At 55.2% G+C, this 25715-nt stretch carries 25 protein-coding genes; 11 read left to right on the top strand and 14 right to left on the bottom strand.

Annotated elements, in window-relative coordinates; all coding sequences use genetic code 11:
• Positions 1 to 100: 100 nt before the first annotated feature.
• Positions 101 to 742, top strand: coding sequence for a DUF938 domain-containing protein (locus ATI45_RS01300; RefSeq protein ID WP_098417942.1), 642 nt, complete (start codon positions 101 to 103; stop codon positions 740 to 742).
• On the opposite strand, the gene ATI45_RS23220 is transcribed toward ATI45_RS01300, so the two are convergent.
• Positions 723 to 794, bottom strand: coding sequence for a hypothetical protein (locus ATI45_RS23220; protein WP_416376600.1), 72 nt, complete (start codon positions 792 to 794; stop codon positions 723 to 725). The two genes, ATI45_RS01300 and ATI45_RS23220, sit on opposite strands and share 20 nt — an antisense overlap.
• A gap of 474 nt (positions 795 to 1268) precedes the next feature.
• Between ATI45_RS23220 and rnk the strand changes: the two genes are divergently transcribed.
• Entirely contained in the window at positions 1269 to 1652 is a 384-nt protein-coding gene (gene rnk, locus ATI45_RS01290) for a nucleoside diphosphate kinase regulator (protein WP_018403333.1), read from the top strand.
• A gap of 39 nt (positions 1653 to 1691) precedes the next feature.
• Here rnk and ATI45_RS01285 read toward each other — a convergent pair whose 3' ends face one another.
• Positions 1692 to 2591 carry a LysR family transcriptional regulator gene (locus ATI45_RS01285; RefSeq protein WP_228706157.1) on the bottom strand — a complete coding sequence of 300 codons (900 nt, stop codon included), beginning with the start codon at positions 2589 to 2591 and terminating at the stop codon, positions 1692 to 1694.
• A gap of 100 nt (positions 2592 to 2691) precedes the next feature.
• Here ATI45_RS01285 and ATI45_RS01280 point away from each other — a divergent pair, with 100 nt between their 5' ends.
• Positions 2692 to 3765, top strand: a complete 1074-nt coding sequence (locus ATI45_RS01280; RefSeq protein WP_098421607.1) for a YeiH family protein — start codon at positions 2692 to 2694, stop codon at positions 3763 to 3765.
• Between the two features lie 17 nt (positions 3766 to 3782).
• Here the strand turns inward: ATI45_RS01280 and ATI45_RS01275 are convergent, their stop codons facing one another.
• Entirely contained in the window at positions 3783 to 5405 is a 1623-nt protein-coding gene (locus ATI45_RS01275; protein ID WP_098417941.1) for a methyl-accepting chemotaxis protein, read from the bottom strand.
• Positions 5406 to 5681: 276 nt separating this feature from the next.
• On the opposite strand from ATI45_RS01275, the gene ATI45_RS01270 reads away from it, so the two are divergent.
• Positions 5682 to 6335, top strand: a complete 654-nt coding sequence (locus tag ATI45_RS01270; protein WP_098417940.1) for a hypothetical protein — start codon at positions 5682 to 5684, stop codon at positions 6333 to 6335.
• A 12-nt stretch (positions 6336 to 6347) separates the two neighbouring features.
• Here ATI45_RS01270 and ATI45_RS01265 read toward each other — a convergent pair whose 3' ends face one another.
• Both ATI45_RS01265 and ATI45_RS01260 read right to left on the bottom strand, forming a co-directional pair.
• Positions 6348 to 6968: an L-threonylcarbamoyladenylate synthase gene (locus ATI45_RS01265; RefSeq protein WP_098417939.1), complete on the bottom strand. Its 621-nt coding sequence runs from the start codon at positions 6966 to 6968 to the stop codon at positions 6348 to 6350.
• On the bottom strand, positions 6965 to 7315 hold the full coding sequence (locus ATI45_RS01260) for a BolA family protein (RefSeq protein ID WP_098417938.1): 351 nt from the start codon (positions 7313 to 7315) through the stop codon (positions 6965 to 6967). The genes ATI45_RS01265 and ATI45_RS01260 overlap by 4 nt, the downstream gene beginning before the upstream one ends.
• Before the next feature lie 272 nt (positions 7316 to 7587).
• On the opposite strand from ATI45_RS01260, the gene ATI45_RS01255 reads away from it, so the two are divergent.
• The 4 genes from ATI45_RS01255 (at position 7588) to ATI45_RS01240 (ending at position 14219) form a co-directional block, all read left to right on the top strand.
• Entirely contained in the window at positions 7588 to 9777 is a 2190-nt protein-coding gene (locus ATI45_RS01255; protein ID WP_098417937.1) for a DNA topoisomerase 3, read from the top strand.
• Positions 9778 to 9891: 114 nt separating this feature from the next.
• Positions 9892 to 10653 (top strand): response regulator transcription factor, encoded by a 762-nt coding sequence (locus tag ATI45_RS01250; RefSeq protein WP_098417936.1) that lies wholly within the window; start codon positions 9892 to 9894, stop codon positions 10651 to 10653.
• The gene (locus tag ATI45_RS01245; RefSeq protein WP_228735904.1) at positions 10643 to 12298 is read left to right on the top strand and encodes a FecR family protein; all 1656 of its coding nucleotides are present in this window, start codon (positions 10643 to 10645) and stop codon (positions 12296 to 12298) included. The genes ATI45_RS01250 and ATI45_RS01245 overlap by 11 nt, the downstream gene beginning before the upstream one ends.
• Positions 12299 to 12326: 28 nt before the next feature.
• The gene (locus ATI45_RS01240; protein WP_098417935.1) at positions 12327 to 14219 is read left to right on the top strand and encodes a sensor histidine kinase; all 1893 of its coding nucleotides are present in this window, start codon (positions 12327 to 12329) and stop codon (positions 14217 to 14219) included.
• A 162-nt stretch (positions 14220 to 14381) separates the two neighbouring features.
• On the opposite strand, the gene ATI45_RS01230 is transcribed toward ATI45_RS01240, so the two are convergent.
• Positions 14382 to 14672, bottom strand: a complete 291-nt coding sequence (locus ATI45_RS01230) for a DUF6482 family protein (RefSeq protein WP_098417934.1) — start codon at positions 14670 to 14672, stop codon at positions 14382 to 14384.
• Between the two features lie 196 nt (positions 14673 to 14868).
• On the opposite strand from ATI45_RS01230, the gene ATI45_RS01225 reads away from it, so the two are divergent.
• Positions 14869 to 15219, top strand: coding sequence for a hypothetical protein (locus ATI45_RS01225; protein ID WP_098417933.1), 351 nt, complete (start codon positions 14869 to 14871; stop codon positions 15217 to 15219).
• 38 nt (positions 15220 to 15257) lie between these two features.
• On the opposite strand, the gene ATI45_RS01220 is transcribed toward ATI45_RS01225, so the two are convergent.
• On the bottom strand, positions 15258 to 16007 hold the full coding sequence (locus ATI45_RS01220; RefSeq protein WP_098417932.1) for a CLCA_X family protein: 750 nt from the start codon (positions 16005 to 16007) through the stop codon (positions 15258 to 15260).
• Between the two features lie 108 nt (positions 16008 to 16115).
• On the opposite strand from ATI45_RS01220, the gene ATI45_RS01215 reads away from it, so the two are divergent.
• Together ATI45_RS01215 and ATI45_RS01210 are read left to right on the top strand one after the other, a co-directional pair.
• The gene (locus ATI45_RS01215; RefSeq protein ID WP_098417931.1) at positions 16116 to 17078 is read left to right on the top strand and encodes an IS1595 family transposase; all 963 of its coding nucleotides are present in this window, start codon (positions 16116 to 16118) and stop codon (positions 17076 to 17078) included.
• Positions 17079 to 17252: 174 nt separating this feature from the next.
• On the top strand, positions 17253 to 17678 hold the full coding sequence (locus tag ATI45_RS01210) for a GFA family protein (protein WP_098417930.1): 426 nt from the start codon (positions 17253 to 17255) through the stop codon (positions 17676 to 17678).
• Between the two features lie 54 nt (positions 17679 to 17732).
• Here ATI45_RS01210 and ATI45_RS01205 read toward each other — a convergent pair whose 3' ends face one another.
• The 7 genes from ATI45_RS01205 to pqqB all read right to left on the bottom strand — a co-directional run bounded on the left by ATI45_RS01205 (position 17733) and on the right by pqqB (position 25684).
• Complete coding sequence (locus tag ATI45_RS01205) at positions 17733 to 19481, bottom strand: ATP-binding protein (protein WP_098417929.1); 1749 nt, start codon at positions 19479 to 19481, stop codon at positions 17733 to 17735.
• Positions 19465 to 20628: an alcohol dehydrogenase-like regulatory protein ErcA gene (gene ercA, locus ATI45_RS01200; protein WP_098417928.1), complete on the bottom strand. Its 1164-nt coding sequence runs from the start codon at positions 20626 to 20628 to the stop codon at positions 19465 to 19467. The genes ATI45_RS01205 and ercA overlap by 17 nt, the downstream gene beginning before the upstream one ends.
• A gap of 63 nt (positions 20629 to 20691) precedes the next feature.
• Positions 20692 to 22482, bottom strand: a complete 1791-nt coding sequence (locus ATI45_RS01195; protein WP_228735903.1) for a prolyl oligopeptidase family serine peptidase — start codon at positions 22480 to 22482, stop codon at positions 20692 to 20694.
• Between the two features lie 70 nt (positions 22483 to 22552).
• The gene (pqqE, locus tag ATI45_RS01190) at positions 22553 to 23710 is read right to left on the bottom strand and encodes a pyrroloquinoline quinone biosynthesis protein PqqE (RefSeq protein ID WP_098417927.1); all 1158 of its coding nucleotides are present in this window, start codon (positions 23708 to 23710) and stop codon (positions 22553 to 22555) included.
• Positions 23707 to 24000: a pyrroloquinoline quinone biosynthesis peptide chaperone PqqD gene (pqqD, locus tag ATI45_RS01185; protein WP_098417926.1), complete on the bottom strand. Its 294-nt coding sequence runs from the start codon at positions 23998 to 24000 to the stop codon at positions 23707 to 23709. Before pqqD ends, pqqE begins: the two co-directional genes overlap by 4 nt.
• Positions 24000 to 24755: a pyrroloquinoline-quinone synthase PqqC gene (gene pqqC, locus ATI45_RS01180; RefSeq protein ID WP_098417925.1), complete on the bottom strand. Its 756-nt coding sequence runs from the start codon at positions 24753 to 24755 to the stop codon at positions 24000 to 24002. The genes pqqD and pqqC overlap by 1 nt, the downstream gene beginning before the upstream one ends.
• Positions 24752 to 25684, bottom strand: coding sequence for a pyrroloquinoline quinone biosynthesis protein PqqB (gene pqqB / locus ATI45_RS01175; protein WP_098417924.1), 933 nt, complete (start codon positions 25682 to 25684; stop codon positions 24752 to 24754). The genes pqqC and pqqB overlap by 4 nt, the downstream gene beginning before the upstream one ends.
• Between the last annotated feature and the right edge of the window lie 31 nt (positions 25685 to 25715).

Genomic DNA, 25715 nt, shown 5'->3' with positions numbered 1-25715 from the left:
TGTTGTAGAGTGCGCATAGTGCTTTTACGCCCTTCGCTCTGCGATGTATCTTTACACATTGGTCAGATCGCTTTATTCCCAACGCTCACAAGGACACGCCATGCATCCGGAGAAGCCTTTTTCGCAAGCCTGCGAAAACAACAAATGGCCAATACTCGACGTGCTGCGACGGGTTTTCAAAACACCAGCCAACGTTTTGGAGATAGGCAGCGGGACCGGGCAACACGCAGTGCACTTCGCCACTCACCTGCCCCATCTTTATTGGCAAACCAGTGACCACCCCAGTCATTACCAACTGTGCCAGCCCTGGCTGGACGATGCCAGGCTGCCCAATATTGGAAATCCCATCGCACTGAACGTTAGTCAGGAGCCTTGGCCGGTGCCGGAATTTAACGGTGTGTTCTCGGCCAACACCGCCCACATTATGGCCTGGCACGAAGTCGAAGCGATGTTTGCGGGCGTGGGCAAAGGCCTGGCGGATTCAGCCCCATTGGGGAACGAAGAACGCGGGCAGTTCTGTCTTTACGGCCCGTTCAAATACAACGGCGATTTTACCAGCGCCAGCAATCAGAGTTTTGACCAGCACCTTCGAAGCCACGCGGCGCACATGGGCATTCGCAATATTGAGACCTTGATCGAACTGGCACAAAGCCACGGTATGGTTCTGGCGCAAGACCACACCATGCCCGCCAACAATCAGCTGTTGGTGTGGCACACAACCACTAAAACAGAAGCACTTTAAAGCCGATCAGAATGAGCACAACGCCTCCCAAGAACTCGGCTTTGCTTTCCAGCCAGGTTCCACAATCAGCGCCAACGAGGCGCTGCTCCTCATTCGTTTCGAGCCCAGGCCAATAGCAACGGCGAAGGCGTCCATGCTGAGCGCCAACGCTAGAATAATGAGTTCGATCATAATGTAGATATCTGAATTATTTCGCTGTGTTTTGGAGCCGAGCAATAAGCTACCGATATTTCCCGCAAAAACCAGTCACAAATTCAACCGTGCAAGGCTTGTGGAAATTGGCAAAAGGTTATAGATTGATTGAGAGCTTTTCTAGCCCAAAATTTCACTGTTTTCCCGCGTAAAAGGCCCTGTTGGGAGCAAATTCTTTCTAAAGTTGAACTATTCGTACTTTCACATCTTCCGCCAGGCTGATGTGTGGGGCTATTTTTTGTGCGTGTTACTGTTCGCTGAATCCGCTTTTTAACGCCGGGTTTGGCGTTTTATCTCTGCATTGCTTTACACTTTTTATTTTCTGGAGATTACGATGTCTGAATTGCCAGCGATTCTGGTTGCTGAAGAAGATTTTAACCGACTGTCTAGCATGATTGAAAAACAGGGTGACTCAGAAACCGCTGCCGCGCTGGATGAAGAGCTCAGCCGTTCAACCCTGGTGCCGCTGGCAGATATGCCCGACACAGTGGTTACCATGAACACAGCTGTGCGTTTTCAAGACGAAGACAGCAAAAAAGAGCACCAGTTAACCCTGGTCTACCCCCACGAAATGGGCGACGGCGAAGGTAAAATCTCCATTTTGGCCCCCGCGGGTTCGGCGCTGTTGGGTTTGAGCGTGGGCGAATCCATCGAATGGCCGGTGCGCGGTCGCAAAAACCTGCACTTGAAGATCATTTCGGTCCAGCGCCAGAAATAAGCCTGCCCCGCGCCTTACTAACCAGCGCCCGTTTATCGCCTAGGCTTTGTTGTGCAAGATGTCAGCAAACGCCTGGGCCGATGGCGACAAAGGGCGGTCACGGAATCGCAATTCACAAAGTGACCGGCTCAAATGTTCAGCACCGGGTAGTACCACTTCCTGTAACCGTTCTAATTCCAGCAGTTCGCTGACGACCACCCTGGGCAAGAGCGCAAACCCCATACCGTTGGTAACACACCGGGCGATACCCTCGTTTGACGCTATCTGCAAGGTGGTTTTTGGTAAAACGCCCAGGCTTGCGAGCAAGCGATCGCACACCGAGCGCGTGCCAGACCCCTCTTCCCGTTGAATCCAGCAGCCACTGTTCATTCGCTCCAGTACGCCTTCGCCCTGCGCCCACTCTGCACCGGACACCAGCAGTAAGCCTTCGTTACGCCAATGGCGACTTTCAATCCGTGGGTCTTCCACATCGCCTTCAACGATCGCCAGATCCAACTGGCAATCCAACAGCCACTCGCTGATTACCCGGGTGTTTGCTACGCGCACGTTCACTTTAATGCCGGGATACCGGCGCGCAAACCCGGCCATTGCCGCCGGCAGCCAATAACCGGCCACGGTGGTGCTCGCGCCCAACGTCAGGTTGCCAATGTGTGCGCCTACCCGAGCTTCTATGTCATCCACGGCGGCTTTTTCCAAGGCAAAAATACCGCGAGCGTGATCAAATACCGCGCTACCACCGGCGGTCAGCTGAATTTTTTGACCATGTTGGCTTTTGCGCGACTGGATACGGTCCACCAGCGTCAGCCCCAGCTGGCTTTCCAGCTCACGCACGCCCTGAGACACCGCAGGTTGGCTGATGTGCAAGACAGTCGCCGCGCCGGAAAAACTGCCCTCCTGCACCACCGTGTAAAAAATCCTCATCAGATGCAGATTCAGCACTATATAACCTCAGCTTATAAGCGTTTAATAAAAGCATATTCGATCACGTCATAACGTGGGCGTAAAGTAGCGCCATCTCAACGCTATCCGGAGAATGCAGGTGAATACTGCAGAGCAACACACAGCACTAACAGACACCAAAGATATAACAACAGGAACCCCCAAAAAGCAGATTTTGCCGGGCCTTGCGCTAGTGGCCCTAATGGCTGGCGCCGCGTTTGTTCTGGCCCAACAATCCTGGTTTCAGAGTATGAGCATGGGCCCGCTTACGCTGGCGATCGTTCTTGGCATTGTGGCGGGCAATACGGTGCTGCGCAATCAACCCGCTATTCTGGCCGATGGCATATTTTTGGCAAAGGGCTCGCTGCTAAGGCTCGGGATTATTCTTTACGGCTTTGGCATCACTTTTCAGCAAGTCAGCGCAGTTGGCGCTAACGGTGTGCTATTGGATGCCATCATGATTGCCTCTACCTTTGCGCTGGCGCAGCTGATTGGCCGGCGTTGGATGAAGATGGAAAAAGAAACGGCTATTTTAATCGGCGCAGGCGCTTCTATCTGTGGTGCGGCTGCAGTTTTGGCGACAGAGCCCGTGGTAAAAGGCAGAAGCGATCAGGTATCCGTTGCTATCGCAACGGTGGTGATTTTTGGCACCATCAGTATGTTTCTTTACCCATTGATGTATCCGCTACTGGGCATGACAGAACACCAGTATGGTATTTACGTGGGCTCGACCATTCATGAGGTTGCGCAGGTGGTTGCGGCGGGCCAAGCTATCAGCACTGAAGCGGCTAACAGCGCCATCATTGAAAAAATGGTACGGGTAATGATGCTGGCGCCTTTCCTGCTTATTCTGGCCAACGTACGCCTGCCAAATCGCAAAACAAACGCCGGCGGTGGCAAAAAGGAACGGCAGAAGCTGGTCATTCCCTGGTTCGCCGCTCTGTTCCTGGCGGCGGCTGCGGTTAACTCTGTGATTGCCATGCCCGCCATGGCCACCAATGTCATTCGCCATGTTGACCTGTTCCTGCTATCCATGGCGATGACTGCTCTGGGCCTGAGCACACAGGTGTCTGCGATACGCCGTGCCGGGCTGCGCCCGCTGATACTGGCGGGCTGTCTGTTTGCTTTCCTGACCGTTGGCGGCTATATCCTCAACCGCTTGCTGATCGGTTAAGTCATTCCTGACCTAGGCTAAATAGCCCCTGGCGTCAGCTTGAACTGATCAATTGTCTGGCGCAGGTTTTCGGCCATTACCAGCAATTCAGCCGCTATTTGCGCGGTTTGCTGAGCTTCTAGTGTGGTTTGCTCGGCAGACCGGCTGATTTCAATCACGTTCTGATTGATGGCATCAGACACGTTGCTTTGCTCGTTAGCCGCGCTTTCCATCTCTTGGTTCAGGCTGGTAATTTCACGGGTAGCCTGGGCAATAATTTTCAGCTCGGCCTGTACCTTCAAAATGGCATCTACCTGCTGGCTGGCCCGGTCTGACGCACCGCGCATAGTCGACAAGCAATCCGTAACCTCTTCTTTCAGGCCGTCAATCGTGTCGCGAATATCAGCCGTAGACACCTGGGTCCGCGACGCAAGAGCCCGCACTTCATCGGCAACCACAGAAAATCCGCGGCCGGCTTCGCCAGCTCGCGCTGCCTCAATGGCCGCGTTCAATGCCAGCAGATTGGTTTGATCAGCAATATTGGAAATGGTCTCCAGCATCGTCGTCATTTTCGCGGTGCGCTGGTTCAAAGCTTCAATACGCTGGGCACCGTTTTGCACCTCGGCATTTAATGCCTCAATGCCGCCAACCGCACTTTGCGCAAGCTCCTCGCCCAGCCCGGCTGCTTCGGCCGTAGCCGCCGATTTTTGCGTGGTGGTGATGGCGCTTTCCCGCACCTGCAGCGCTGATGCCGCCATTTCCGTGGTCGCACTGGCCACCTGGTCGGTGTTGTCGCGCTGGCTCAACACCTCCCGTTCGCTGGCGCCGGCCTTGCTGGCAATATCACGCGCGGCTTGTTCAACATGCTCGGCACTCAGCATAACCTGGTTCATGCTGTCTCGCATTTTACTGATCATGCGGTTGAACGCGCGGGACACTGAGCCAATTTCGTCGTTGCGCACCACATCCAGCTCAAGGGTCAGATCCGAGTTACTGGATATCTCATCCATGCGGTCCCGCAAGCGGCGCAAGCGCGAAAACACCAAGTGCCCCAACACCCATGCGGTAATCGCAAATACCCCCAAAAAGAGGCTTGCCTGAATGCCCGCGCTGGTTAGCAATTGCGCCTGCAACCGTGCATCGGTTTCAGCCAGGGAATATTCGATACGGATAGCTCCCAGCACATCACCTTCCTGAGCCTGGTGGCACCCCAGGCAATTCACACCCTGATAATCTGCCATCGCAACCACCGGCTCAATCAGTGTGTAGACCCGGCCGTTTTCGTTGCTGGAATAATGCTCAATACGCTCACCGGCCAGCGCTTTCTCGTCAAGCGGGCCACGCATTTGTTCTGCGCTGTTACCGCTGCCATAAATCCGGTTCAGGTGATCGCTGCGCACCACTCGCACGTTCAGCACGTCTTCCGGCGCCATCGTCTTCTCACGCAGAATTTCACGATTATTGATGGTGCCCGTCACCATCATGGTGTTGAGCGCATCAAAGTAAGATTTCGCCAAGCCGTCTACATATTTATGGCTGAATTCCTCCACGTGTTCACGCTGGGACTGTGCGCTAAAAAATACGGTGAACGCGAGCACCAGTGAAAACGCCGTCGCGAGTGCCAAAAGAAGCATAAAGCGAATGGAATAGTGTTTTTTCATAGTTAACCTGGCTTGTAGATGGCTTTGACGACAACGGGCATTCAAGCCGCAAAGACGCGGGGGCGCGAATCAGGAACTTCAACCGGCGCTGCTTGTTATAGGGTGACGGCCAAAAGACGGCGAACTTTACCGCAAAACCCCTTGGAGTTCATTGGATCCAAGTCAATTTGACGTGCGATCACGTCAAACGCGAGCTGGCCCGCTACTTGCTTAAATGATTACAGTGGCTACAAACCTCGTACGCCAAACTCGACACTGCTGCTGGAGGGCACCGTCATGTCACTACTGTCTACCCTGCTTCGTGCCGGCAGCGAATTACACACGGCGCTGGAAAAACGTCCACCTGCTCCGCCAGTTGGCAATGGCAGCCGTGCTCAGGGCAAAGCAGAGCTGCATGCGCAGCCCGGGGCAGACAGGTTCACCCCTTCCGGAAGCAAAGAAGACGACTCGACACGCAAGGTAAGCAAGCTCGCGATTACCGATTACAAAAAAAGCGTCGGGCAGGATCTTGCCTTTATCAGAGAAACACTGCGGCACAAAATTGCCGAGTACAACATGCCCCCGGCAACGGCGATTCACATCAAAAATGACGGGCAGGGAAACATCGCGGTCGAAGGCAAAGGCCAGAACCCGGCGTTTGCACGCATTGCTGGGGACCTGAACGTAAACACCGCGTTTCAGGATGCGTTCCGGCGCATGAGTGTGAACGAACCCACGCTGCACTTTATGGACAACGCTCTGAAGCTGGGACAGGCCTACGGCGTGAACAACTCGTTACTGAACACACTGGTCAGCGAGAACCAGCAGTTCAACGGCCTGCAAGACCTGGTGCACCGCTACGACTCGCTGCGCCGCAACGCCGGAGCCGTGTCAGCGGCCCCGGTCAACACCGCCCGCGATTACGCCTTAAGCTTCAACGCTCGGGCCTGATGTGGAATAAACTTACTCAAACGGCGACGGGTCGCCCTTGCCTACCCGTGTCACTTCCGGGCTGCCACTGGTGAAGTTGACCACCGTGGTGGCTTCCATGCCGCAGAAGCCACCGTCAATAATCAAATCCAGCTCGTGCTCCAGCGCATCGCGGATGTCTTCCGGATCAGTCATCGGCTCAGTTTCGCCGGGCAGTATCAACGTGCTGCTCATGATGGGTTCGCCCAACTCCCCCAAAAGTGCATGCACGATCACGTTGTCAGGAACACGTACGCCAATGGTACGGCGCTTGGGGTGCAACAAACGCCGCGGCACCTCGCTGGTGGCGTCCAGAATGAAGGTGTAAGCACCGGGCGTGTAGGTTTTCAGCAGGCGGTAGGTGGAGTTGTCGACCTTGGCGTAAGTGCCAATGTCTGACAAGTCTCTGCAGACCAAGGTAAAGTTGTGTTTGTCGTCCAACTTGCGAATGCGTTTGATGCGGTCAGAAGCAGATTTGTCACCCAAATGGCAGCCTAACGCATAGCCCGAGTCGGTCGGGTACGCAATAACGCCGCCTTTGCGAAGAATATCCACCGCCTGATTAATAAGGCGCTTTTGCGGATTATCCGGATGAACCTGAAAAAACTGACTCATGAATCAGCCCTCTTGTTAAAGCTTGCCCCGGGGTCGTTTTTCGAGCCGCCCAGACAGTTTGGGGAATCGGGTGTGGATTGATTTTGCGCAGCCCATTCCTCAGGCGTAAAGGGGTGCATGGCCAGCGCATGCACACCAGCGGCCAGTTCTGCAGCCAGCACTTGATAGATCGCCTGGTGGCGCTTCACCTTTGATTGCCCCACAAATGCCGGTGACACCAGGGTCACCTTGAAATGGGTTTCCGAATTGGGCGGCACGTTGTGCTTGTGGCTGTCGTTCTCGACTATCATCACCTGGGCATTAAAAGCCTGATGCAACTTTGCCTCAATTTTTTTCTGCACGTCCATTACACACTCACTCTTCGTTGCTTGTATATTAACAGTCTACTATATAGTAATCGCAAAACCCGACAACCTTGACAGCGTTGCGATGAAACGCCACATTCGCAGCGGGCACGGGTAGCGGGCCCCACCCCTGACACCCAGATTTTTGCCGGGGCGCTCTTTAATCTGCTCGCCAGCCACTCTTGAATTCACTCTTAAATTCACTCTTGAACTCACTCTTGAACTCAATCTTAAATTCGCACTCCACGTCAGTTTTAAGCCAAACGGGAACACCAATGCACCTTTATATCGCCGAAAAACCAAGCCTTGGCCGCGCCATAGCCGCTGCATTGCCCCAGCCCCAACAAAAAGGCCAGGGCTGGATTCGCTGCGGCAGCGGCAGCAGTGCGGTGACTGTCAGCTGGTGTATCGGCCATTTACTGGAGCCCGCCGAACCCGCCAGCTATAACCCGGCCTGGAAAAACTGGCGCGCCGACCAGTTGCCGATGTTTCCGGAAAAGTGGCAGCTCACTCCAAAAACCGGCGTTGCCGCCCAGCTTAAAGTACTGCAATCGCTGATCCGCAAAGCCAGTGAAATTACCCACGCAGGCGACCCGGACCGCGAAGGCCAGCTGCTGGTAGACGAGGTGATTCACTATGTGGGCACAGACGCACCGGTAAGGCGCCTGCTGATTAACGATTTAACCCCGGCCGCAGTAGCAAAAGCACTCAAACAGACCCGCGATAACCGTGACTTCCTCCGGCTGTCGGCTTCGGCCCTGGCGCGCCAGCGCGCAGACTGGCTTTACGGCTTGAATCTGACTCGCTTTTACACTCTGCTTTATCAAACAAAAGGCCAACAACAAGGCCAGCAGGGCGTTTACTCCGTTGGCCGAGTGCAAACCCCGGTACTGGGCCTGGTGGTTAAGCGCGACCAGCACATTGAGCAGTTTCAAGCTCAGGACTTTTTCCCGCTGGAAGCCCGTTTTCACGGCATGGAAGAAGACTCCGACACCCGCACTTTCAGCGCGCGCTGGGTACCAGGTGAAGATTACCGGCACCTGCTGGACAGCGAAAACCGCTTGCTGGACCGCAGCGCGGCTGAACAGGTCGCCACCGCAGTTGAAGGAAGGCCAGGCAAAATCTGCGAATCCCGCTTTCGCGACCGCTCAGAGACGCCGCCACTGCCCCTGTCGCTTTCTGCGTTGCAAATCGAAGCCGGCCGATTGTTCCGCATGGCCGCCAAAGAAGTACTGGATACCGCGCAAAGCCTGTATGAGCGCCACCAGTTAATCACCTACCCCAGGTCAGACAGCCGTTACCTGCCGCTGGAACATTACAACCAGCGTCAGCAAGTTATTAGCGCTATCGGCAAGGTCGATATCGACCTTGCCGAAGCCAGCAATACAGCCGATTTGCAACGAAAAACCGCAGCCTGGAATGATAAAAAAGTAGACGCCCACCACGCCATCATTCCCACTAACCGGAGTCGCGCAGGTGGTGCGTTATCTGGAAAAGAAGCCCAGATCTATAATTTAATCAGCCGCTACTACCTGATGCAATTTGCAGCAGATGCCATCCATCGCGAGGGCAAACTGGGCGTAGAGGTTGGCGACCACCTGTTCCGCACCTCAGAAACCGCTGTGTTACAGCCCGGCTGGAAAGCGCTTGAACTGAAACTGCGCGACGCCAAAGCCAAACCGGAAAAACCGGCACTGCCCAGGCTGGGCACCGGCGATCCGGTGCTGTGCGACGGCACCCAGGTGTTGCAGCAGCAAACCCAACCCCCAAAGCACTTTTCAGACGCAACACTGCTGGCCGCAATGACCAACATCGCGCGCTTCGTTGACGACCCGGAACTGCGAAAAACCCTGCGCGAGACCGATGGCCTGGGCACCGAAGCTACCCGTGCTGCCATTATGGAAACCCTGTTCAAACGCGACTACCTGTCCCGCGACGGCCGCCATATCCGCGCCAGCGACAAGGGTAAAACCTTGATAAACGCGCTGCCAGACTCTGTTAGCAAACCCGACCGCACCGCCGTTTGGGAAGCCACACTGGAAGCCATTCAGCGCGGCGAAGCCCAGCCGCGACAGTTTCTGGATTCCCTTAAACAGGAAATTCAGGGATTTATCGGGCACCCCGCGCCCCTGGCACCTGACGCTGCCGAGATAGCAACCAACCCGGATGCCCCCCATTGCCCCAAGTGCCGCGCCGGCATGGTTGAGCGCAAAGGCAAATTCGGTGCTTTTTACGCCTGCACCCGCTACCCGGGTTGCAAAGGCACCCGCCCGCTGGAAGACCACAGCCCGGAAGATGGCAGCAGCCAAAAACCGGTCCCCTGCCCATTCTGCTTTTCGCCCCTGGTCAGGCGTAAAAGTAAAAAAGGTTGGTTTTGGGGTTGCAGTTCTTTCCCCGCCTGCCGTCAAACAGTGAACGATGTAAACGGAAAACCCGACCTGCCGGTTAAAACGACTACAAAATGAAATGGAATCCGATGCCGAATTTTGCAACAATATGATTATGCGTATAAGTGTTAAAACGAACGTAACCGGGCGAACCCACGCTGAATAGCCACTTACTTGTTTCAGGAGAGCCAGATGCGCATTGCGCTGCTTGAAGATGAGCCGGAGCAATCCCAACATGTCCAGCGCATAATTTGCGAAAGCGGTCACAGCTGCGATGCTTTTGAAACAGGTCAATCTTTTCTGAGCTCTGTACTGCACAACAATTACGATTTACTGGTGCTGGATTGGCAGATTCCGGACAAGACCGGAATCGACGTGCTTAAAAACGTGCGCGCCCAGATTAATTGGCCGGTCCCCGTGCTGTTTCTAACCCAGCGCGACAGCGAAACCGACATTGTCAGCGCTCTGGACGCCGGCGCCGACGACTATATTGCCAAACCGGCGCGTGCAGCGGAACTAATAGCGCGCATCAACGCCCTGTCGCGGCGCAGCCAGTCTGCCCAAAACACCGCACAGTTGTGCTTTGGCCCTTTTGTTATCAATACTCAGCAGCGCAGCGTGGAGCTTCATGGCGAAGCACTGGTTCTCACCGACAAAGATTACGAGCTGATTCTTTTTCTGTTTCAGAATCAGGGCCGGCTGTTAACCCGCGAGGCCCTGCTAGAAAGGGTTTGGGGTCTTAACCGCAGCATCAACACCCGCACTGTCGACACGCATATGAGCCGATTGCGACGCCGTTTGGGACTTAACCCAGATAACGGATTTCGCATAAAAACCATTTATCAGCGCGGGTACCGACTGGAAGCGCTCAGCCAGCAAGCGTTAAGCCATAAATCCCCAGAACCAGACAAGGGCGTGAAGCAACCGCAAGTGAAGGCGGCCAATGGCAGATAAAGCACGGCCTAGCCGTACCCCGATAGTGCGTATTCTGACAGTGCGCATTTTGCCACTGTTCTTAATCGCACTGCTTCACAGCACGTCTGCACAGGCCCAATTGCCACTTGCGATGGGCTCGGGCGTGCACCTAAGCAGCTCGGGCATGGCACTCGCAGAATGGGTTTACACCCTACAAAAAGGCGATAGCGTTCAACAGTTGGCCACGCAATTGCTGGCACCACCCCACAACGCCCAGCAACTGCTAAAACACAACAGCCTGAACAACGCTCTGCTGCCAGTCGCAGGCGAGCAAGTGCGTATTCCTATGGACTGGCTTAAGCGCCAACCCCAGCCTGCCCGAGCGACCTCTGTATCTGGCCTGGTGCAACTGCTAACCGGCAACGGCCAGCGCCGGCCGCTGACCGTAAACACACTGATTCGCGCTGGCGACGAACTACTGTCCGGCTCCGGTAGCGCCACTATTACCCTCGCTGAAGGCTCTGAAATCCGGCTGTCACCCAATTCCAGACTGGCCTTTAGCCGCATGACCCAGTTTGGCAAACCGGGAATGATTGATACCCGCTTGCGGCTGAATCGTGGCGAGGTTTTCACCCGCGTAAAGGATGTGGTCAGCGGGGGCAGCCGTTTCGAAATCGAGACTCCTTCGGCAACGGCCGCGGTGGATGGCACTCAGTTTGCGATTCAGGCAAACGCCGGGGGCACGGGTTTGCAGGTGATGAATGGCCAGGTTAAATTTGGCCAACAGGGGCGCTCCGTAGAAGTGCCCGCAGGTTATGGCGCTCACGTTGCCGCACAGCCCGGCGGCGATGTTCGCCTGCACAAACTTGCACCGCCACCCATGGTTACCGGTCTGCCGGCCGTTCTGCGTAAGCTGCCCGCCGAACTGCAATGGCAAAGCCTTGCGAAAATGCACAAGCTGGATATTTTTGACACCGCCAGCGGGCGATGGGTAGACAGCCGCACACTGGCCGGTGACCGTTTTGACATAAGCCGGCTGAACAACGGCCGTTATGAAATTCAGCTTGCGGCGTTAGACTATCAAGGCATAAAAGGTTTGCCTGCGCTTGTGCCATTTAGCATTGACCTTCAAGCTCGCGCCGCCAAATTGTTGGAACCTGGCGACAGCGCAACCACCACCACAAATCAGCCCGAATTTAGCTGGAGCCTGAACGGCGACAGCGAAACCGCCCAAATTCAGATCTCAGCCACGGCGCAGTTCGAAAACCTGGTCGCAACCAGCGAGTGGGCACAACAAAGCGAGGCAAAACTGTCGCAATCGCTGTCTCCCGGCCAATATTACTGGCGGGTTAAAACCGAAGCCGGCGGCGACTCCAGCGCCACCAGCAACGTCCACAGCCTGATTATTGACGGCAGCTTGCCACCGGTAAACATTATCTCGGTTAACTACCTGGACCAACAGGTGCGGTTATTCTGGGAATCGGTGGAAACAGCCAGCAAGTATCGTATGCAGCTGTCTGCTGACCCTGATTTTTACCCGGTCATCAAGGAAGCAGACATACCGGGAAATACGGCAGGCTTGCGCCTGATTCCCGGAAAGCGGTATTTTGTGCGCCTAAAGGCACTCTCCGACGGGCCACTGGCCAGCCGCTGGGGTCCGGCAACGGAGCTATATATCGATTAACCGCTGAACAGACATTAGTGCAGGAAGCATGACTCGGGACTGGCTAAAAATCACAACAATGCCTTGGGCGCTTGGGCTCATTCTGCTGCCCCTGGCGTTCATCATAAAGCTCACCACCCTACCCGACCGCCTGGACAGCTGGTTGCTAAACCAGCTGGCACTGAATCCAGCCTGGAACACTGAGCGCAACCCTGCCATCGCCCTGATCCCTGAATGGAGCAGCGACGTTCTTGTGATAATCGTCGTTATCACGCTGGCACTCCCACGATTGCGAACGTCACTCAACATTGTTACCTGCATCGCCATTACACTGGCGCTTTTATTGCTGCATGTGGCGTTACTGTTCATCGGGCATGTTTGGCTGCCCATCACCAATGCCGCCATCATGCCATTGCTAGCAATGCCGGTAACCAGCGGTTTACGCCTCACTATAACCGGTCAGTTTTTGAACTTTCAGCTCGACAAGCTCTCTGACGGCCCTCACCTTGAACTGCCCGAAGCCGCCGACCTTTATCCGCCGTTACTGTTACAACAGTTGCAAACCCTGTTTCACCCAAGAGGCTGGTTACTCACAAACGGACACAGCAAGCTGACAGGTGAAAAGCTGGGCAGCGATGAAATCCCGGAAAACCTGGCCACAGGACGCTGGAGCTTCAACGACAATCGCGCGTGGATACGCTTACAAAGAGGCGATGATAACTACCACCTGGGTCTGATCCTGCCCGACGATCTCAACCGCGAAATGATCCAGCAATACCTACAGCGTTTAAATCTGGAAAACGGCGATTCAGCACATTTACACATTCTAAAGCGGAGCAGGCCCACCGAACTGTTTACCGCAAGGCTCGAGCGGGCGCAGCTGGCCAATCAAAAACTGGCGCGCCTGCACGGATTCATCCGCCACAGTTTTGAACACATGCCAGACGGTATTATCGTAACCGACCAACTGGGAATGATCCGCTTTGCCAACGGCCACATCGAACGCTGGTTTAGCGAGCCCATGCCCAGCCTTTTCGGTTTGTCTTTGACTCGCCTGCTGAACGGCCACGACCCAGAGCCCGCTGCGCCCTGGCACGAAATCGTATCTGACACACTGATTGTGAGGCAGGCACGCACCACAGATTTGAGCGTTCGCAGCCGTGATTTTCTCATTCACTTTGCGCCATTCCGCTTACCAGACAGCGATCAGCATGGAATTATCGCCAATATTTCCGATATTTCAGAATTGCGCGAACAGCAGCGACAGCACCGTGAAGCCATCGACTTTATCTCCCACGACGTACGTTCGCCACTGGTGTCACAACTGGCGCTGATTGAACAACTTAAACGCCGGGGGCCGGGACAAATCCAGCCCGCAGAACTGGACCAGCTGGGAAAACTGGCCCGCCGCAGCTATCACCTGGCGGAAGAGTTCGTGCAGCTGGCGCGGGCCGAGCAATTAACCGAAGCACGATTTTACGAATGCGAACTGCTGGCCATTGTCGAAAATGCCCGCGACAGCGTGATTGAACAGGCCATTGGCAAACGGATTCAGATTTATTTGCAGGGTACCGAAGACCTTTGGCTAAGGGGTAATCCGGAATTACTGGAGCGGGCTGTCATCAACCTGATTGGCAACGCCATCAAGTACAGCGAGGAAGGGTCGAAGATTGTTATTCAGGTATTCCGGGCGGGCCATCTGGCGTGCCTGGCCATTGCAGACGAGGGTAACGGCATTGACGCCAATGAACTTCCTGGCCTGTTTGATCGTTTTCAGCGCCAGAAAAGCAGCGAACTGTCTGGTAACTACGGTACCGGCCTGGGGTTGTTTGTCGTCAAAACCGTCATCGAAAAGCACCGCGGCAACATCAACGTAAACTCAACCCCTGGTATCGGCTCTACCTTTACCATCACATTGCCACTAACCAACCCTCTGCCCTGAAACACAAGGGGGTGATCGGCTAGCTGGGAATATTCTTGCTTACTACGTCTGAAGGCGAACTTAGCAGCCCATTGTCATCCCTGGCTTGAATGGTGAAGTACCAAGTGTCAGCAGACAGATGGCTAAGAAGCCGAAACCTGGCAAAGACCATTTGGCAATACGCTAAAACTGGACCCGCATGGGCTCGGAGCTGGAATCCGGCATACCGATCATTTCGTCAGTTCCGGTCGGCGGAATCAAGTCAAAATCCGCCACAATAAAATCACGCATTGCTTCACGTGCTGCGCTGGCACCTAAAAACATAATCACTTTGTCCTGATCATTCACCAGAACATAGCCTGAGCCCCCCATGTAAAAGCGGACCATGTAATAACGACCCTCCATGGACACGATCTCTACCAGGCTGATGGGTTCGTGCTTGCGGGATTTCAAATCGCTAAGTGTCATGTGCATTGGATTTATTCTCGCATTGGGTGTTTTAAATCTTACGCCAAGTTGTGATGTGCAGATCATTCCGCAGCCTGATAATAGTGATAGCATGCTAATCTAGGCAATCGGTTGAGTAACCATTGTCGTATACTTCGCGATTGGTATGAATTTTCGAGCGATTAGCAGCCGCATTACCAATCATTCATTTCTGGAAAGCACAATGTCTAAACATAATTGCCTATCCGCAATAATTCCGATGACATCCGACGCTAGATCCGATGTTCGAAAGCTGGGCAGCATTCTCATAGATGCCGGACCTGCCGCACTGTTAACCATAAATTTACGCGTTGGCATGCTGGCGACGCACGCTCCCTCAAATCCAAAAATGATTTTGGAAAATCGCCGCATGGTCACTGAAAAACTCGCTGCGCTTTGGAACACGGGGCTTGAGGTGCAAATGGCGTGGTTAGGTATACTGTCCGGCGACCACACGCCTTGGTGGACAACCAGCTTGCGCATTCTTGAACCTCTTCATGAACGTACTATCGCTAACTCAAAACGCCTTTCTTAAGAGAGCTGATACAGGCTCAACGAGAGCGATTACCCCTCTCATCCAGCTTGGGCCTGCTCGCGGTATAACGCCCTACCCAAGGCCTGGAAGTAGTTTTCAAAAGCTTCGTTAATCGCTTCTCTGTGCTGGCCCCTTGGGTATAGCCCCGTCTTTGCCTCATCCGAATAAACAGTGCCACGTACCAGAAAGCTATTGCTGGGCTTGCTGTCTTCAACAAAAGCTTCAAAGGCCCGTGCGCAGAGCTCTTCGGGGCGAGCGTAATACAGTACTTTCAGTTTCTTGTCTGCTTGTTGCGAACACTGAAACTGATCACTGGGTTCAGTGCCGCTCTCGTTCAGTAAGATAGTGCGAAAGCAGTGATCGAGTCGGGCGTTTAACGGATGCTGTTTCTGTTTTTTACTATCAAGCCATGCGCTGGACGCAAAGCCATGCTTGACCGGGTTGTGGAAGGCCTTATTGCCCATATAGTGATCAAAGGCATGGAACCACTCATGAGCCAGACTGCCCGCACCGGCATTTTTGGCCAGCGCCAGTTGCCGTGTCGCCGGAATGTAGTGTGCGGCCACACCGGGCCTGCCACCAATGCCGTACTGAAGACTAAGCGTGCTCCGTAACGAGATCAGTAGCTCTGGGCTCTTGAGGATTGCCATTAAATCGCACAGCGCCTGGTAGAAACGCACCGCTGCAAAATCACGCTCTTCTGGCGTAACCCAGCGACCCACTTCAATACTGCGGAAATCAAACTGGCGTCTGATCGTGACGAACGATGTCGCGGTGGCGGTCATCATCATTTTCACCGATTACTGTTTATATGTGGATATGTTGGTATCTGCTGTTGGCGTATTTATACATTACTGTATAAAATACTGTATATCCAGTTTTCCCTGGAGTACGTCATGAAGCGAACAGACATCAACGCCATTGAACAGTTACTATTCTGCCTCCCTGTTGAACTCAAAAAATACCTCGCGAATCAAATTCTTGGCCAGATTAACGCTCAGGCTGACACCCTAATCGAAACGGCTAGACCTCATCCTTTATGCCCTCACTGCGGCAATGAACACCCCGTCAAATGGGGGCGTTCTGGTGGCTTGCAGCGGTATCGATGCCACAATCCAGTCTGCCACAAAACATTCAACACCCTCACCGGTACGCCCCTGGCCAAACTGCATCACCGTGATAAGTGGTTTGCGTATCTGGGCTGCATGCTGGATAGCTTAACGCTACGCATCACGGCGAAGCGCTTGGGCATCGATCTAAAAACCGCATTTCGCTGGCGGCACCGGTTTTTAGCCTCTGCCGCCAAAACCAATGCCAACGCCTTATCGGGGATCATTGAAGTCGATGAAACGTGGTTTCTCGAATCTTGTAAGGGAAAGCGTCGCCTCACGCATCGGATGGCACGGAAGCGCGGTGGGCAAGGCAGCAAAAAGAAGAAAGCGGATAAGGTTCAAGTCGTTATTGTTCGTGATCGCAACGGCCATATCAGTGATCTGGTAGGTCCGACGCTTAATAAATCAGCTGTCCACGCATTTCTGGAGCCGATCATAGACCATGATTCGATTTTGTGTTCGGACGGGCACAGCTGGTATAAAACCTTCTCTGCCGAGCATGACATCGCGCATCATCGACTGATCACACTCGATCATCAGCGAGTGATTGGCAAGGAATACCACATTCAGAACGTCAACGCTTATATCAGCCGACTGAAGGGTTGGATAGCGCGCTTTCGTGGCGTGGGTACAGCATATTTGCCTAACTACCTAGCTTGGCGGCGGCTTTTTGAAAACGGAGATTCATCAGAAGAGGCATGGCTTCGTTCTGCGATAGGAATAAAACAACAGCAGATACCAACATAGCCTTATTTATACAGTATCCTGAAGTGAAATAGCGGATGGGTCAAATCTGAAAATGAAAACCCGGTGAAGGTGGCCTACAACTAAAGTCGCTTTAAATTACCAATTTGGTCTTATGTACAGAACCATCGCTGTTTTGAGACTGTATCAGCAGAACAATAATACGAGGGTGAAGCAATGAATCAGCATCAAGGCGCGTGTTTTTGTGGCGTAGTCCAGTTTCAAGTCAGCGGCACTCCCGAAGCAATGGGCTTTTGCCACTGCGATTCCTGCCGGCGCTGGTCTGCAGGGCCGGTCAATGCGTTTTCGCTGTGGCCCGCGAACGTGCTTGAAGTGCTCTCGGGCGCTGATCAGGTCGCTGAATTTCATCTGACCGAGCAAAGTCACCGCAAATGGTGCAAGCAGTGCGGCGGCCATGTATTTACCGACCACCCTGCCTGGGGCCTGGTGGATGTATACGTTGCCAACCTGCCGGATCTGGAATTTGAACCGGCCCTGCATGTGCATTATCAAGAGTCGGTGTTACCGATTAAAGACGGCCTGCCCAAGATGAAAGACATGCCCGCTGAAATGGGTGGCTCCGGGGAAACCCTGCCTGAATAGCAGCGGCTCGTTCGTGGCACAAAGCCCGTGTTGTAAATCACCACGGGCATTGCGTTATTTCACAGACAGCAAACTCGTCAGCAATGCCCGCAAACGGTTGGGTTTTACCGGCTTGTTTAAAATCGGCACCTCCTGCGTTCGCATCAGCTTACGCAATTCATCGCCCCGGTCTGCGGTAATCAGGGCGGCTGGTACCGGCACGCCCAATAACGTCCGTATCGCTGAAATGGCCTGCCAGCCTGTTTTTTCATCATCCAGGTGGTAATCGGCGAGCACCGCTGCAGGTACGTTATTGGTCTGGCGCAGGTATTCCAGAGCCTGATGCTCGTCAGGACTGGTGATCACCAAACAGCCCCAGCGCTCTAGCAGCAGCTTCATGCTTGCGAGTATGGCCGGCTCGTTATCAATCACCATTATCCAAATGCCAGCGAAGCCGTGAACAAAGCTGGGCACAATTTCAGTGGCCGGCAACGCGGCTCGACGGGCTGATTGCATGTCCACCGGCAGCACCAGCGCAAACCGCGAACCTCTGCTCGGCCGCGAAACCACGTCTATCCGGTAGCCCAACACCGACACCATTCGCTCAACAATCGCCAGCCCCAGCCCGGCACCTTGGCGACCGCCGGTTCCTTGCGGCAACAATTGATGAAATTCGGTAAAAATATCCTTCAGCTTACTTTCGTCAATACCCACACCGGTATCCCACACTTCAATACGCAGGCTGTCGCGGCGGGCTCTCAGTGCCAGCAGAACACGGCCGCTGAGGGTGTAGCGAAAGGCGTTGCTCAGTAAATTACGAAGAATGCGGGTGAGCATACGCTGATCGGTTTTTACCAGCGCCGGAATAGTACGAACGTGGAACCGCACGCCGGCGTTGGTCGCCACCGCTTCGAATTCTTCACCCAGGCTTTTGGCCAGAGCAGCAACGTCGGTCAATAGCAGATCCGGTACCATGGCCTGCTGGTCCAGTTTTGAAATATCCAGCAAATCCGCCAGCAAGTCCTCGGCACCTTCAAGCGCGCGATGCACCTGGTGCACCATCCTCGCCTCTTCCGCCGGCAGCGCGCTTTCTTGCAGCGCCGATATGGTCAGGCGCGCGGCATTCAGGGGTTGCAGTAAATCGTGGCTGGCCGCTGCCAGATATTTGTCTTTGCTGCGGTTCGCATCGCGCGCGGCTTGGGCGGTGATAACCAGTTCGCGCTCGACTTTTTCCCGTTCGGCAATCTGAAAATGCAGCCCAACGTTGGCGTTCTGCAGCGCCTGGGTGCGCTCTTCTACCCGGCGCTCCAGGTCAGCATTAACCTGCACTAGCTTCTGCCGCGCCTGCACCCGCTCGGTTATATCTGCCACAAACGCCTCAACCACCTCTGGCCCCAGATCTGGCCGCCTAAGCAGGGTGATAGCGACATTAACCGGCGTCGCATCGGCGCGACGCAGGCGGGTTTCGCGAGCGCTCAGGCTGCCGCTATCTAATAGCTCCTGGCGCAATGCATCAAACTCATTGGCGCTGCAAAAAAGCTGTTCACGCAAGCGGATAACCCGGGATTGCAAGTCTTCAGCACTGAGGTAACCGCAGATTTTGGCCATGGCCGGGTTGCAAGCCAGAAAACCACCCCGTAAATCACCCTGAAAAATACCGTGGAGTGCCTTTTCAAACAGCCACTTATAGCGATTACGCTCCCGCTCTAACTCCTCCAGGCGCTCTTGCAGCGTGAGGTAATAGTTCTTGCGCACAGACTGGCGACCCAGCCCCAACAAATCACCCACCTCATAGCCACGGTCGTCATCAAAGGGCTTCTTCATACACAACCTGAACATCTCTGAGTGACGACTTGCGAGGATTGGTCAAAATACACGGGTCCTGCAATGCAAAGCCAGAGAGAGACGGAATATCAGACACCCTGACCCCCAACTCTGACAACTTGGCCTCTAGCCCCACGGTGCGCTTGAGCTGAATAATGCGACTCATCAAGCGTTTCTGAATTTCGGCCTGGCTCATGCCACGAGTGTCGATATTCATGGCTTCTGCAACACGACGAAAGCGCTCTTCCGCTGAGTGGAAATTGTAAGCCACCACGTGTTCTAACAGCACCGCGTTGCATAATCCATGGGGCAAATCCAGAAAACCACCCAGGCTGTGGGACATAGCGTGAACCGCACCCAGGATTGCGTTGGAAAACGCCAGACCGGCCTGCATGGACGCCAACATGATCTGCTCGCGCAAATACGCATCGGCGGTATTAGCCACCAAGGGTTCCAAATTGCGGTTAATCAGGCGGATCGCTTCCAGCGCGTGGGAATCGGTCAAGGGCCCGCTGCCCGTAGACACATAAGCCTCTATAGCATGCACCAAGGCGTCAACGCCGGTGCAGGCAGTCAGATAGCTGCTCATGGTTTCGGTCACTTCGGGATCGATCAGCGAAACATCCGGCACAATCGCTTTGCTGATGATGGAAAATTTGAAGCGGCGCGCAGGGTCCGAAATGATGGCGAACTGTGACACATCAGCCGAGGTTCCGGCCGTGGTCGGAATCAGTATCATCGGTGGCGGCGGGTTTACAATGGTGTCTACCCCTTCGAAATCCACAATGTGGCGGCCATCGCTGACCACAACGCCAATACCCTTGGCGCAGTCCATCGGACTGCCGCCGCCAATGGCCACAATCACATCGCACTCGGAAGATTTGTACAGTTCGGCACCGGCCATAACCTCATCAACACGGGGGTTTGCCGATACCCCGGTGTAAACCGTGGTACGTATGCCGGCATCGTTCAGCAAGGTAACGATTTCGCCCACCCAGCCGGCGGCCGCAACACCTGAGTCAGACACCAGAAACACATGTTTTGCGCCAAAATTACTGGCAAAGTTAGCGACAGACTTCCTTGATCCGGCTCCGAATACGATCTCTGGCGAGACAAATTTTCTTAAAGCGGATATGTCGTGACCCATGAACAAGCACTCGACGTTAAGTTTATTTTTGTACGCAATAGCCGAGAGTTTAACTCAAGCTTTCTATGCATTCATGGGTGTTTCGCCCTGCCGTTGATAAAAGCTGAAAAGTGCCTCTAGCATGGCCGCCTGATTCGCCTGTTGTAAAAAACCGTGGCCTTCGTTCTGAAACCAGTGAAGCTCTGGTTTGTGCCCGGCTTGCTCCATGGCCGCGACCATTATGCGGGTCTGTTCGGGCACCACCACTTTGTCTTGCCCACCCTGAAAAAAAATCACCGGCGCGGCCATTGCCGCCGCACGTAACCGGGGTGTACGGGCCTGCCAACGTTGTGGGTGACGGTCGGGACACCCCAACAACCAGTCCAGATAGCCGGATTCAAAGCGATGGGTCATACGCCGTAACTGCATAGGGTCAGTCACGCCGAACTGGCTGGCGCCGGCGCGGTAGCGCTGATCCTGGCTTAATGCCATCAACGCGGTATAGCCGCCAGAACTGCGGCCCTGAATAAACACCTGATTACCATCGGCCTGGCCAGCGCCAACCAGGGAATCTGCAGCCCGCGCCATGTCCTCCACATCAATCTCGCCCCAGCGCTCCGCCAGTGCAAGCCGGAATGCACGGCCATACCCGCTGCTACCGCGGTAATTGACTTCCGCCACGGCAAAGCCGCGCTGGCACCAGAACTGAATCAGGGGGTTGAATACCGGATAGGCCGCCGAGGTTGGCCCACCGTGGGCCACCAGAATCAGGGCCGGTGGCTTGGTGCCGGGTGTCAGAGGCACATATAAAAAGCCTTGGGGCGCGGTCGTTTCCTGGGCAAGGGCCGGAACTCGAAACGAGACTGGCTGCGCCAGACCGTGCCCGGGCAGCGCTGGTTCGCCACCAGCGACGACACTCGCCTCAGCACTTTGCGGGTCTATTTTTAGCACCGCATCCAGGCGGTCCGGGGAACGAGCAATGGCATAAAGAAAATCGCCACAGCTGCACACGCTGCGAAAATCGCTGAACGCCGGCGCAATCCGTGCAGGGTTTGGATGGCCAGGGCCCGACAACCACAACTCGCCACGGCCGAGGTGGTAATGAGCGCGAGCCCAACCTCCCCCCGGTAGCGGGCAGTGGTGAACTTCACCCAGTTGCCAGGGTGCATTGGCATGGTCGCATTCGGGCACCGCGGCTTTTGTCCAGATGCTCGCGGGGTTCCGGGTGTCGAGTTGCCAGGGTTGCCACCAGCCCTCATGGTCGGACAGCACCCAAAGGTCCTGCCCCGCAAACACCGGCTGCTGAATAGACGCTGGCTGGGGAGCAGTATGCACCCGAGAATTCTCCAGTTTGCCATCACCCGTTATGTTCGCCGTCCACACACGGGTTTGCAGCCAGGGCATATCGGGCAGTTGCCAGCTCACCCAGGCAATGTGCCGGCCGTCTGCCGACAACGCGGGCGCACTGTAAAAATCTTCGCCCTGGTGCAGCACCGTCAGCGTGCCATCGCGAGCCACCGCGACCAGTTGCTGGCGGCCATTCACCACGCCCTGCCCGGTTTCACGTACCGCCAGCACCCGTTGCCGCAATGGATCAGCCCGCAATCCGCCATAAGCGGCGGTATCGGTCGTCAGCACCTGGCTTTGCTCTGCACCCAAGGGGATAAAGTGAATGCGTTGATCGTCGCTAACGGCAAACACGCCATCCGGTGCGGCAGCCAGGACACCGCCCCCGTAGCCATTCACCCGACTGCGAAGATTGCGCAGATTGGTATCCAACGCCAACGCTACCCCTTGGTCATCCAGGTGCCATATCCGGCTGGCGCCGGTTTCGGGTTCGTTTTGCAGCCAGAATACGCCAGCGCCTGACGCCACCAAACCGCTGCGCTGGGTGTAGCCAGCGCAGGCTTCGGTGGCGCTCAGTAAGCCTTTGGCTGCGGGCTGACTAACTGCGGAAGAACATGCGGGAGTTGCCGGCGTTGCGATAGGTCAGTTCCTCAATGCCTGCTGTGGCATGGTCGGCGGCCTGGCGTGCAGCCAGGACGCGGTCGTGGTGGGCCGATTTGCTGCACACCGGGTCGGCGTTATCGGCGTTACCGGTCAGCAGGAAGGCCTGGCAGCGGCAGCCGCCAAAATCTTTTTCTTTTTCATCACAGGACTGACACGGCTCCGGCATCCAGCTATCGCCGCGGTAATGGTTGAAGCCCGGGCTGTCGTACCAGATGTGTTTCAGATCATTGTCGCGCACATTGGGAAAATCGATAGGCAACAAACGCGCGCTGTGGCATGGCAAGGCAGCACCGTCCGGTGCCACCGTCAAAAACAGACTGCCCCAACCGTTCATGCAGGCTTTAGGGCGCTCCTCGTAATAGTCGGGGGTAACAAAAATCAGCTTCATGGCCGAACCCTCGTCCAGCAGGCGCGCACGATACTGATTCACTTCCCGCTCAGCCTTCTCCAGCTGTGCCTTTGAAGGCATTAGCCCTTCGCGATTTTTAAAAGCCCAGCCGTAATACTGGCAGGTAGCCAGCTCGACAAAATCCGCCCCCAGGCGCTTACACAGCGCCATAATGTCGTTCATCTGATGAATGTTGTGGCGGTGGATCACGAAATTCAGAACCATGGGGTAGCCCGCTTCTTTCACCGCCCGCGCCATCGCCAATTTTTGTTCAAACGCTTTGCGCGAACCTGCCAAAGCGTTGTTCAGCTCCGGGTCTGAGGCCTGAAAACTCACCTGAATATGGTCCAGCCCGGCACCGGCGAACGCCTCTACTTTGGCGTTAGTCAGGCCCAGGCCAGACGTAATCAGATTGCTGTAGTAACCCAAGTGCCGCGCTTCAGCAATCAGCTCTTGAAGATCTTGACGCACCAGCGGCTCACCGCCGGAAAACCCTAGTTGGGCCGCGCCCATCTCCCGCCCCTGGCGTAGTACTTTCACCCAGTCTTCCGTGCTGAGTTCACGCTCGGTCTGTGCAAAATCCAATGGGTTTGAACAGTACGGGCACTGCAACGGGCAGCGGTAGGTCAGCTCCGCCAGCAACCATAACGGTGGCCCAATGGTGGCCGCTTTCTGGCCGGTCAGCGTGGATAAAGGCATATTCATGAAAGTTCAATCCAATGTTGTTCGCAGGCGTGTTGCAGAAACTCGTTAACATCGTCCGCCAGCGACCCGGCCTCGGGAAAGGCCTGTTCCAACGCACTAATAATGTCCTGCACGGAGCGCTGGCCGTCCACTTCGCGCAGAATAGCGCCGGCGCTTTCGTTAAGCTTCACCATGCCCTCGGGGTAGAGCAACACATAGCCGTTTTGTACCGGCTCCCACTGAAACCGGAAACCACGGCGGAAACGGGGTATGTTTCCATCTGTTCCCCCAACCTCTGCCGAGTCTGCCATCACAGACCCCTGTGCCAGACTTGCTGATCGGTAACCGTATGGAACGGCGGCGTTTTGTGACTGTAAGCCATAGTCAGGGCGTCTAACAGGCTCCAGAGAATATCCAGCTTAAACTGTAGAATTTCCAGGGCGCGAGCTTGATCGGCTGCGCTGGTGAAATATTCAAGCGTAATGGCTAGGCCATGCTCCACATCGCGGCGGGCTTCCGAAAGCCGCTTGCGGAAGTAGCTGTAGCCCGCCTCGTCAATCCACGGGTAATGTTCTGGCCAGCTGTCCAGACGAGACTGGTGAATTTCCGGCGCAAACAGCTCGGTCAGCGAAGAACAGGCGGCTTCTTGCCAAGTCGCGCGGCGGGCGAAATTCAGATAGGCGTCCACCGCAAACCGCACGCCGGGCAACACATGGCGCTGGTCGATCACTTCTTCGCGAGTCAGCCCGACAGCTTCTGCAAGGCACAGCCAGGCTTCAATGCCGCCCACATCGCCGTCGTGACCATCGTGGTCAAGAATACGCTGCAGCCATTGTTTGCGCACGCTGGCATCTGGGCAATTGGCCATAATCGCCGCGTCTTTGCGCGGAATCATCACCTGGTAATAATAGCGGTTGGCCACCCAGCCACGGATTTGTTCCGGGCTGCATTGCCCGCTGTACATGGCTTGGTGATAGGGGTGATGGATATGATAGAGCCGGCCCTTATTACGTAGCGCCTGTTCAAAGTCTGCGTGATTCAGGGTGGTTTTCACAATGGCGTTCATGGCGCCTCCGACAGATCAATGTGCATTCCGTCCCAGGCCACTTCAATTCCGTGCTGCGCCAGCTGCGCCCGCTCGGCGGAGTCCTCGTTCAGAATCGGATTGGTGTTGTTGATGTGTATCAGAATCTTGCGCCTGGCCGGCATAGTGTCCAGCACTTCAATCATGCCACCGGGGCCGCTTTGAGCTAGATGCCCCATGTCTTGACCGGTTTTTGTGCCGACGTGCTGGCGAATCATTTCGTCGTCATGCCATACCGTGCCATCAACCATCAACACATCAGCCTGGCGCATCCATTGAAGTATGTGCTCGTCAGGCTTGCCAAGCCCCGGTGCGTAAAGCACGGTGACCCCTGTGCGCGTGTCTTCAATGAACACGCCAATATTGTCACCGGGGTGCGGCTGGTCCCTGCGTGGCGAATAAGGCGGCGCATTGCTCAGCAAGGGAATAGCGGTGAGTTTCAGATGCGGCGCACAGGGAATAACAAAAGCTTGGGCGCCATCGCCAAGGGCAATTTCCTGCCAGTTCAGGCCGCCGTTCCAATGTTTCAACATAGGGAACAGCGGAAAGCCGGAACTAAGGTCTTCGTGCACCTGTGCGGTACACCAGATGTCCAGCGGCAGACCTTCACGCAGAGTCAACAGGCCGGTTGTGTGATCCACCTGGCTGTCAATCAACAGTACCGCTGCAATGCCTGTGTCGCGCAGCGCATGAGCCGGCTGCATGGCAGGAAACGACGCCAGCTGGGCGCGAATATCGGGAGAGGCGTTAAAGAGAATCCAGCGTTCGCCGTCTTCACTGACCGCGATGGATGACTGGGTGCGTGCGTGGGCGTTAACAGTGCCTTTTCGCAAACCGTCGCAATTTGTGCAGTTGCAGTTCCACTGGGGAAAACCGCCGCCTGCCGCTGAACCAAGAACCTGAATATACATAAGCAGAAGCTCCGGAAGTAAAACAGCCAAC

This window comes from Marinobacter sp. LV10MA510-1 (genome assembly GCF_002563885.1).
In the GTDB taxonomy this organism is placed as follows: domain Bacteria; phylum Pseudomonadota; class Gammaproteobacteria; order Pseudomonadales; family Oleiphilaceae; genus Marinobacter.
The sequence above is the reverse complement of the archived record's forward strand: the minus strand, read 5'-3'. Positions and strand labels throughout refer to the sequence as shown.

Bases quoted from the DNA above. Each gene is read 5' to 3' on its own strand.
- rnk (WP_018403333.1), top strand. From the start codon at position 1,269: ATGTCTGAATTGCCAGCGATTCTGGTTGCTGAAGAAGATTTTAACCGA.
- pqqE (WP_098417927.1), bottom strand. From the start codon at position 23,710: ATGAATATGCCTTTATCCACGCTGACCGGCCAGAAAGCGGCCACCATT.
- pqqD (WP_098417926.1), bottom strand. From the start codon at position 24,000: ATGGCAGACTCGGCAGAGGTTGGGGGAACAGATGGAAACATACCCCGT.
- ATI45_RS01275 (WP_098417941.1), bottom strand. From the start codon at position 5,405: ATGAAAAAACACTATTCCATTCGCTTTATGCTTCTTTTGGCACTCGCG.
- ATI45_RS01240 (WP_098417935.1), top strand. From the start codon at position 12,327: ATGACTCGGGACTGGCTAAAAATCACAACAATGCCTTGGGCGCTTGGG.
- pqqC (WP_098417925.1), bottom strand. From the start codon at position 24,755: ATGAACGCCATTGTGAAAACCACCCTGAATCACGCAGACTTTGAACAG.
- ATI45_RS01245 (WP_228735904.1), top strand. From the start codon at position 10,643: ATGGCAGATAAAGCACGGCCTAGCCGTACCCCGATAGTGCGTATTCTG.
- ATI45_RS01260 (WP_098417938.1), bottom strand. From the start codon at position 7,315: ATGGACGTGCAGAAAAAAATTGAGGCAAAGTTGCATCAGGCTTTTAAT.
- pqqB (WP_098417924.1), bottom strand. From the start codon at position 25,684: ATGTATATTCAGGTTCTTGGTTCAGCGGCAGGCGGCGGTTTTCCCCAG.
- ATI45_RS01205 (WP_098417929.1), bottom strand. From the start codon at position 19,481: ATGAAGAAGCCCTTTGATGACGACCGTGGCTATGAGGTGGGTGATTTG.
- ATI45_RS01265 (WP_098417939.1), bottom strand. From the start codon at position 6,968: ATGAGTCAGTTTTTTCAGGTTCATCCGGATAATCCGCAAAAGCGCCTT.
- ATI45_RS01300 (WP_098417942.1), top strand. From the start codon at position 101: ATGCATCCGGAGAAGCCTTTTTCGCAAGCCTGCGAAAACAACAAATGG.
- ATI45_RS01220 (WP_098417932.1), bottom strand. From the start codon at position 16,007: ATGATGACCGCCACCGCGACATCGTTCGTCACGATCAGACGCCAGTTT.
- ATI45_RS01270 (WP_098417940.1), top strand. From the start codon at position 5,682: ATGTCACTACTGTCTACCCTGCTTCGTGCCGGCAGCGAATTACACACG.
- ATI45_RS01255 (WP_098417937.1), top strand. From the start codon at position 7,588: ATGCACCTTTATATCGCCGAAAAACCAAGCCTTGGCCGCGCCATAGCC.
- ATI45_RS01215 (WP_098417931.1), top strand. From the start codon at position 16,116: ATGAAGCGAACAGACATCAACGCCATTGAACAGTTACTATTCTGCCTC.
- ATI45_RS01210 (WP_098417930.1), top strand. From the start codon at position 17,253: ATGAATCAGCATCAAGGCGCGTGTTTTTGTGGCGTAGTCCAGTTTCAA.
- ATI45_RS01225 (WP_098417933.1), top strand. From the start codon at position 14,869: ATGTCTAAACATAATTGCCTATCCGCAATAATTCCGATGACATCCGAC.
- ercA (WP_098417928.1), bottom strand. From the start codon at position 20,628: ATGGGTCACGACATATCCGCTTTAAGAAAATTTGTCTCGCCAGAGATC.
- ATI45_RS01250 (WP_098417936.1), top strand. From the start codon at position 9,892: ATGCGCATTGCGCTGCTTGAAGATGAGCCGGAGCAATCCCAACATGTC.
- ATI45_RS01230 (WP_098417934.1), bottom strand. From the start codon at position 14,672: ATGCACATGACACTTAGCGATTTGAAATCCCGCAAGCACGAACCCATC.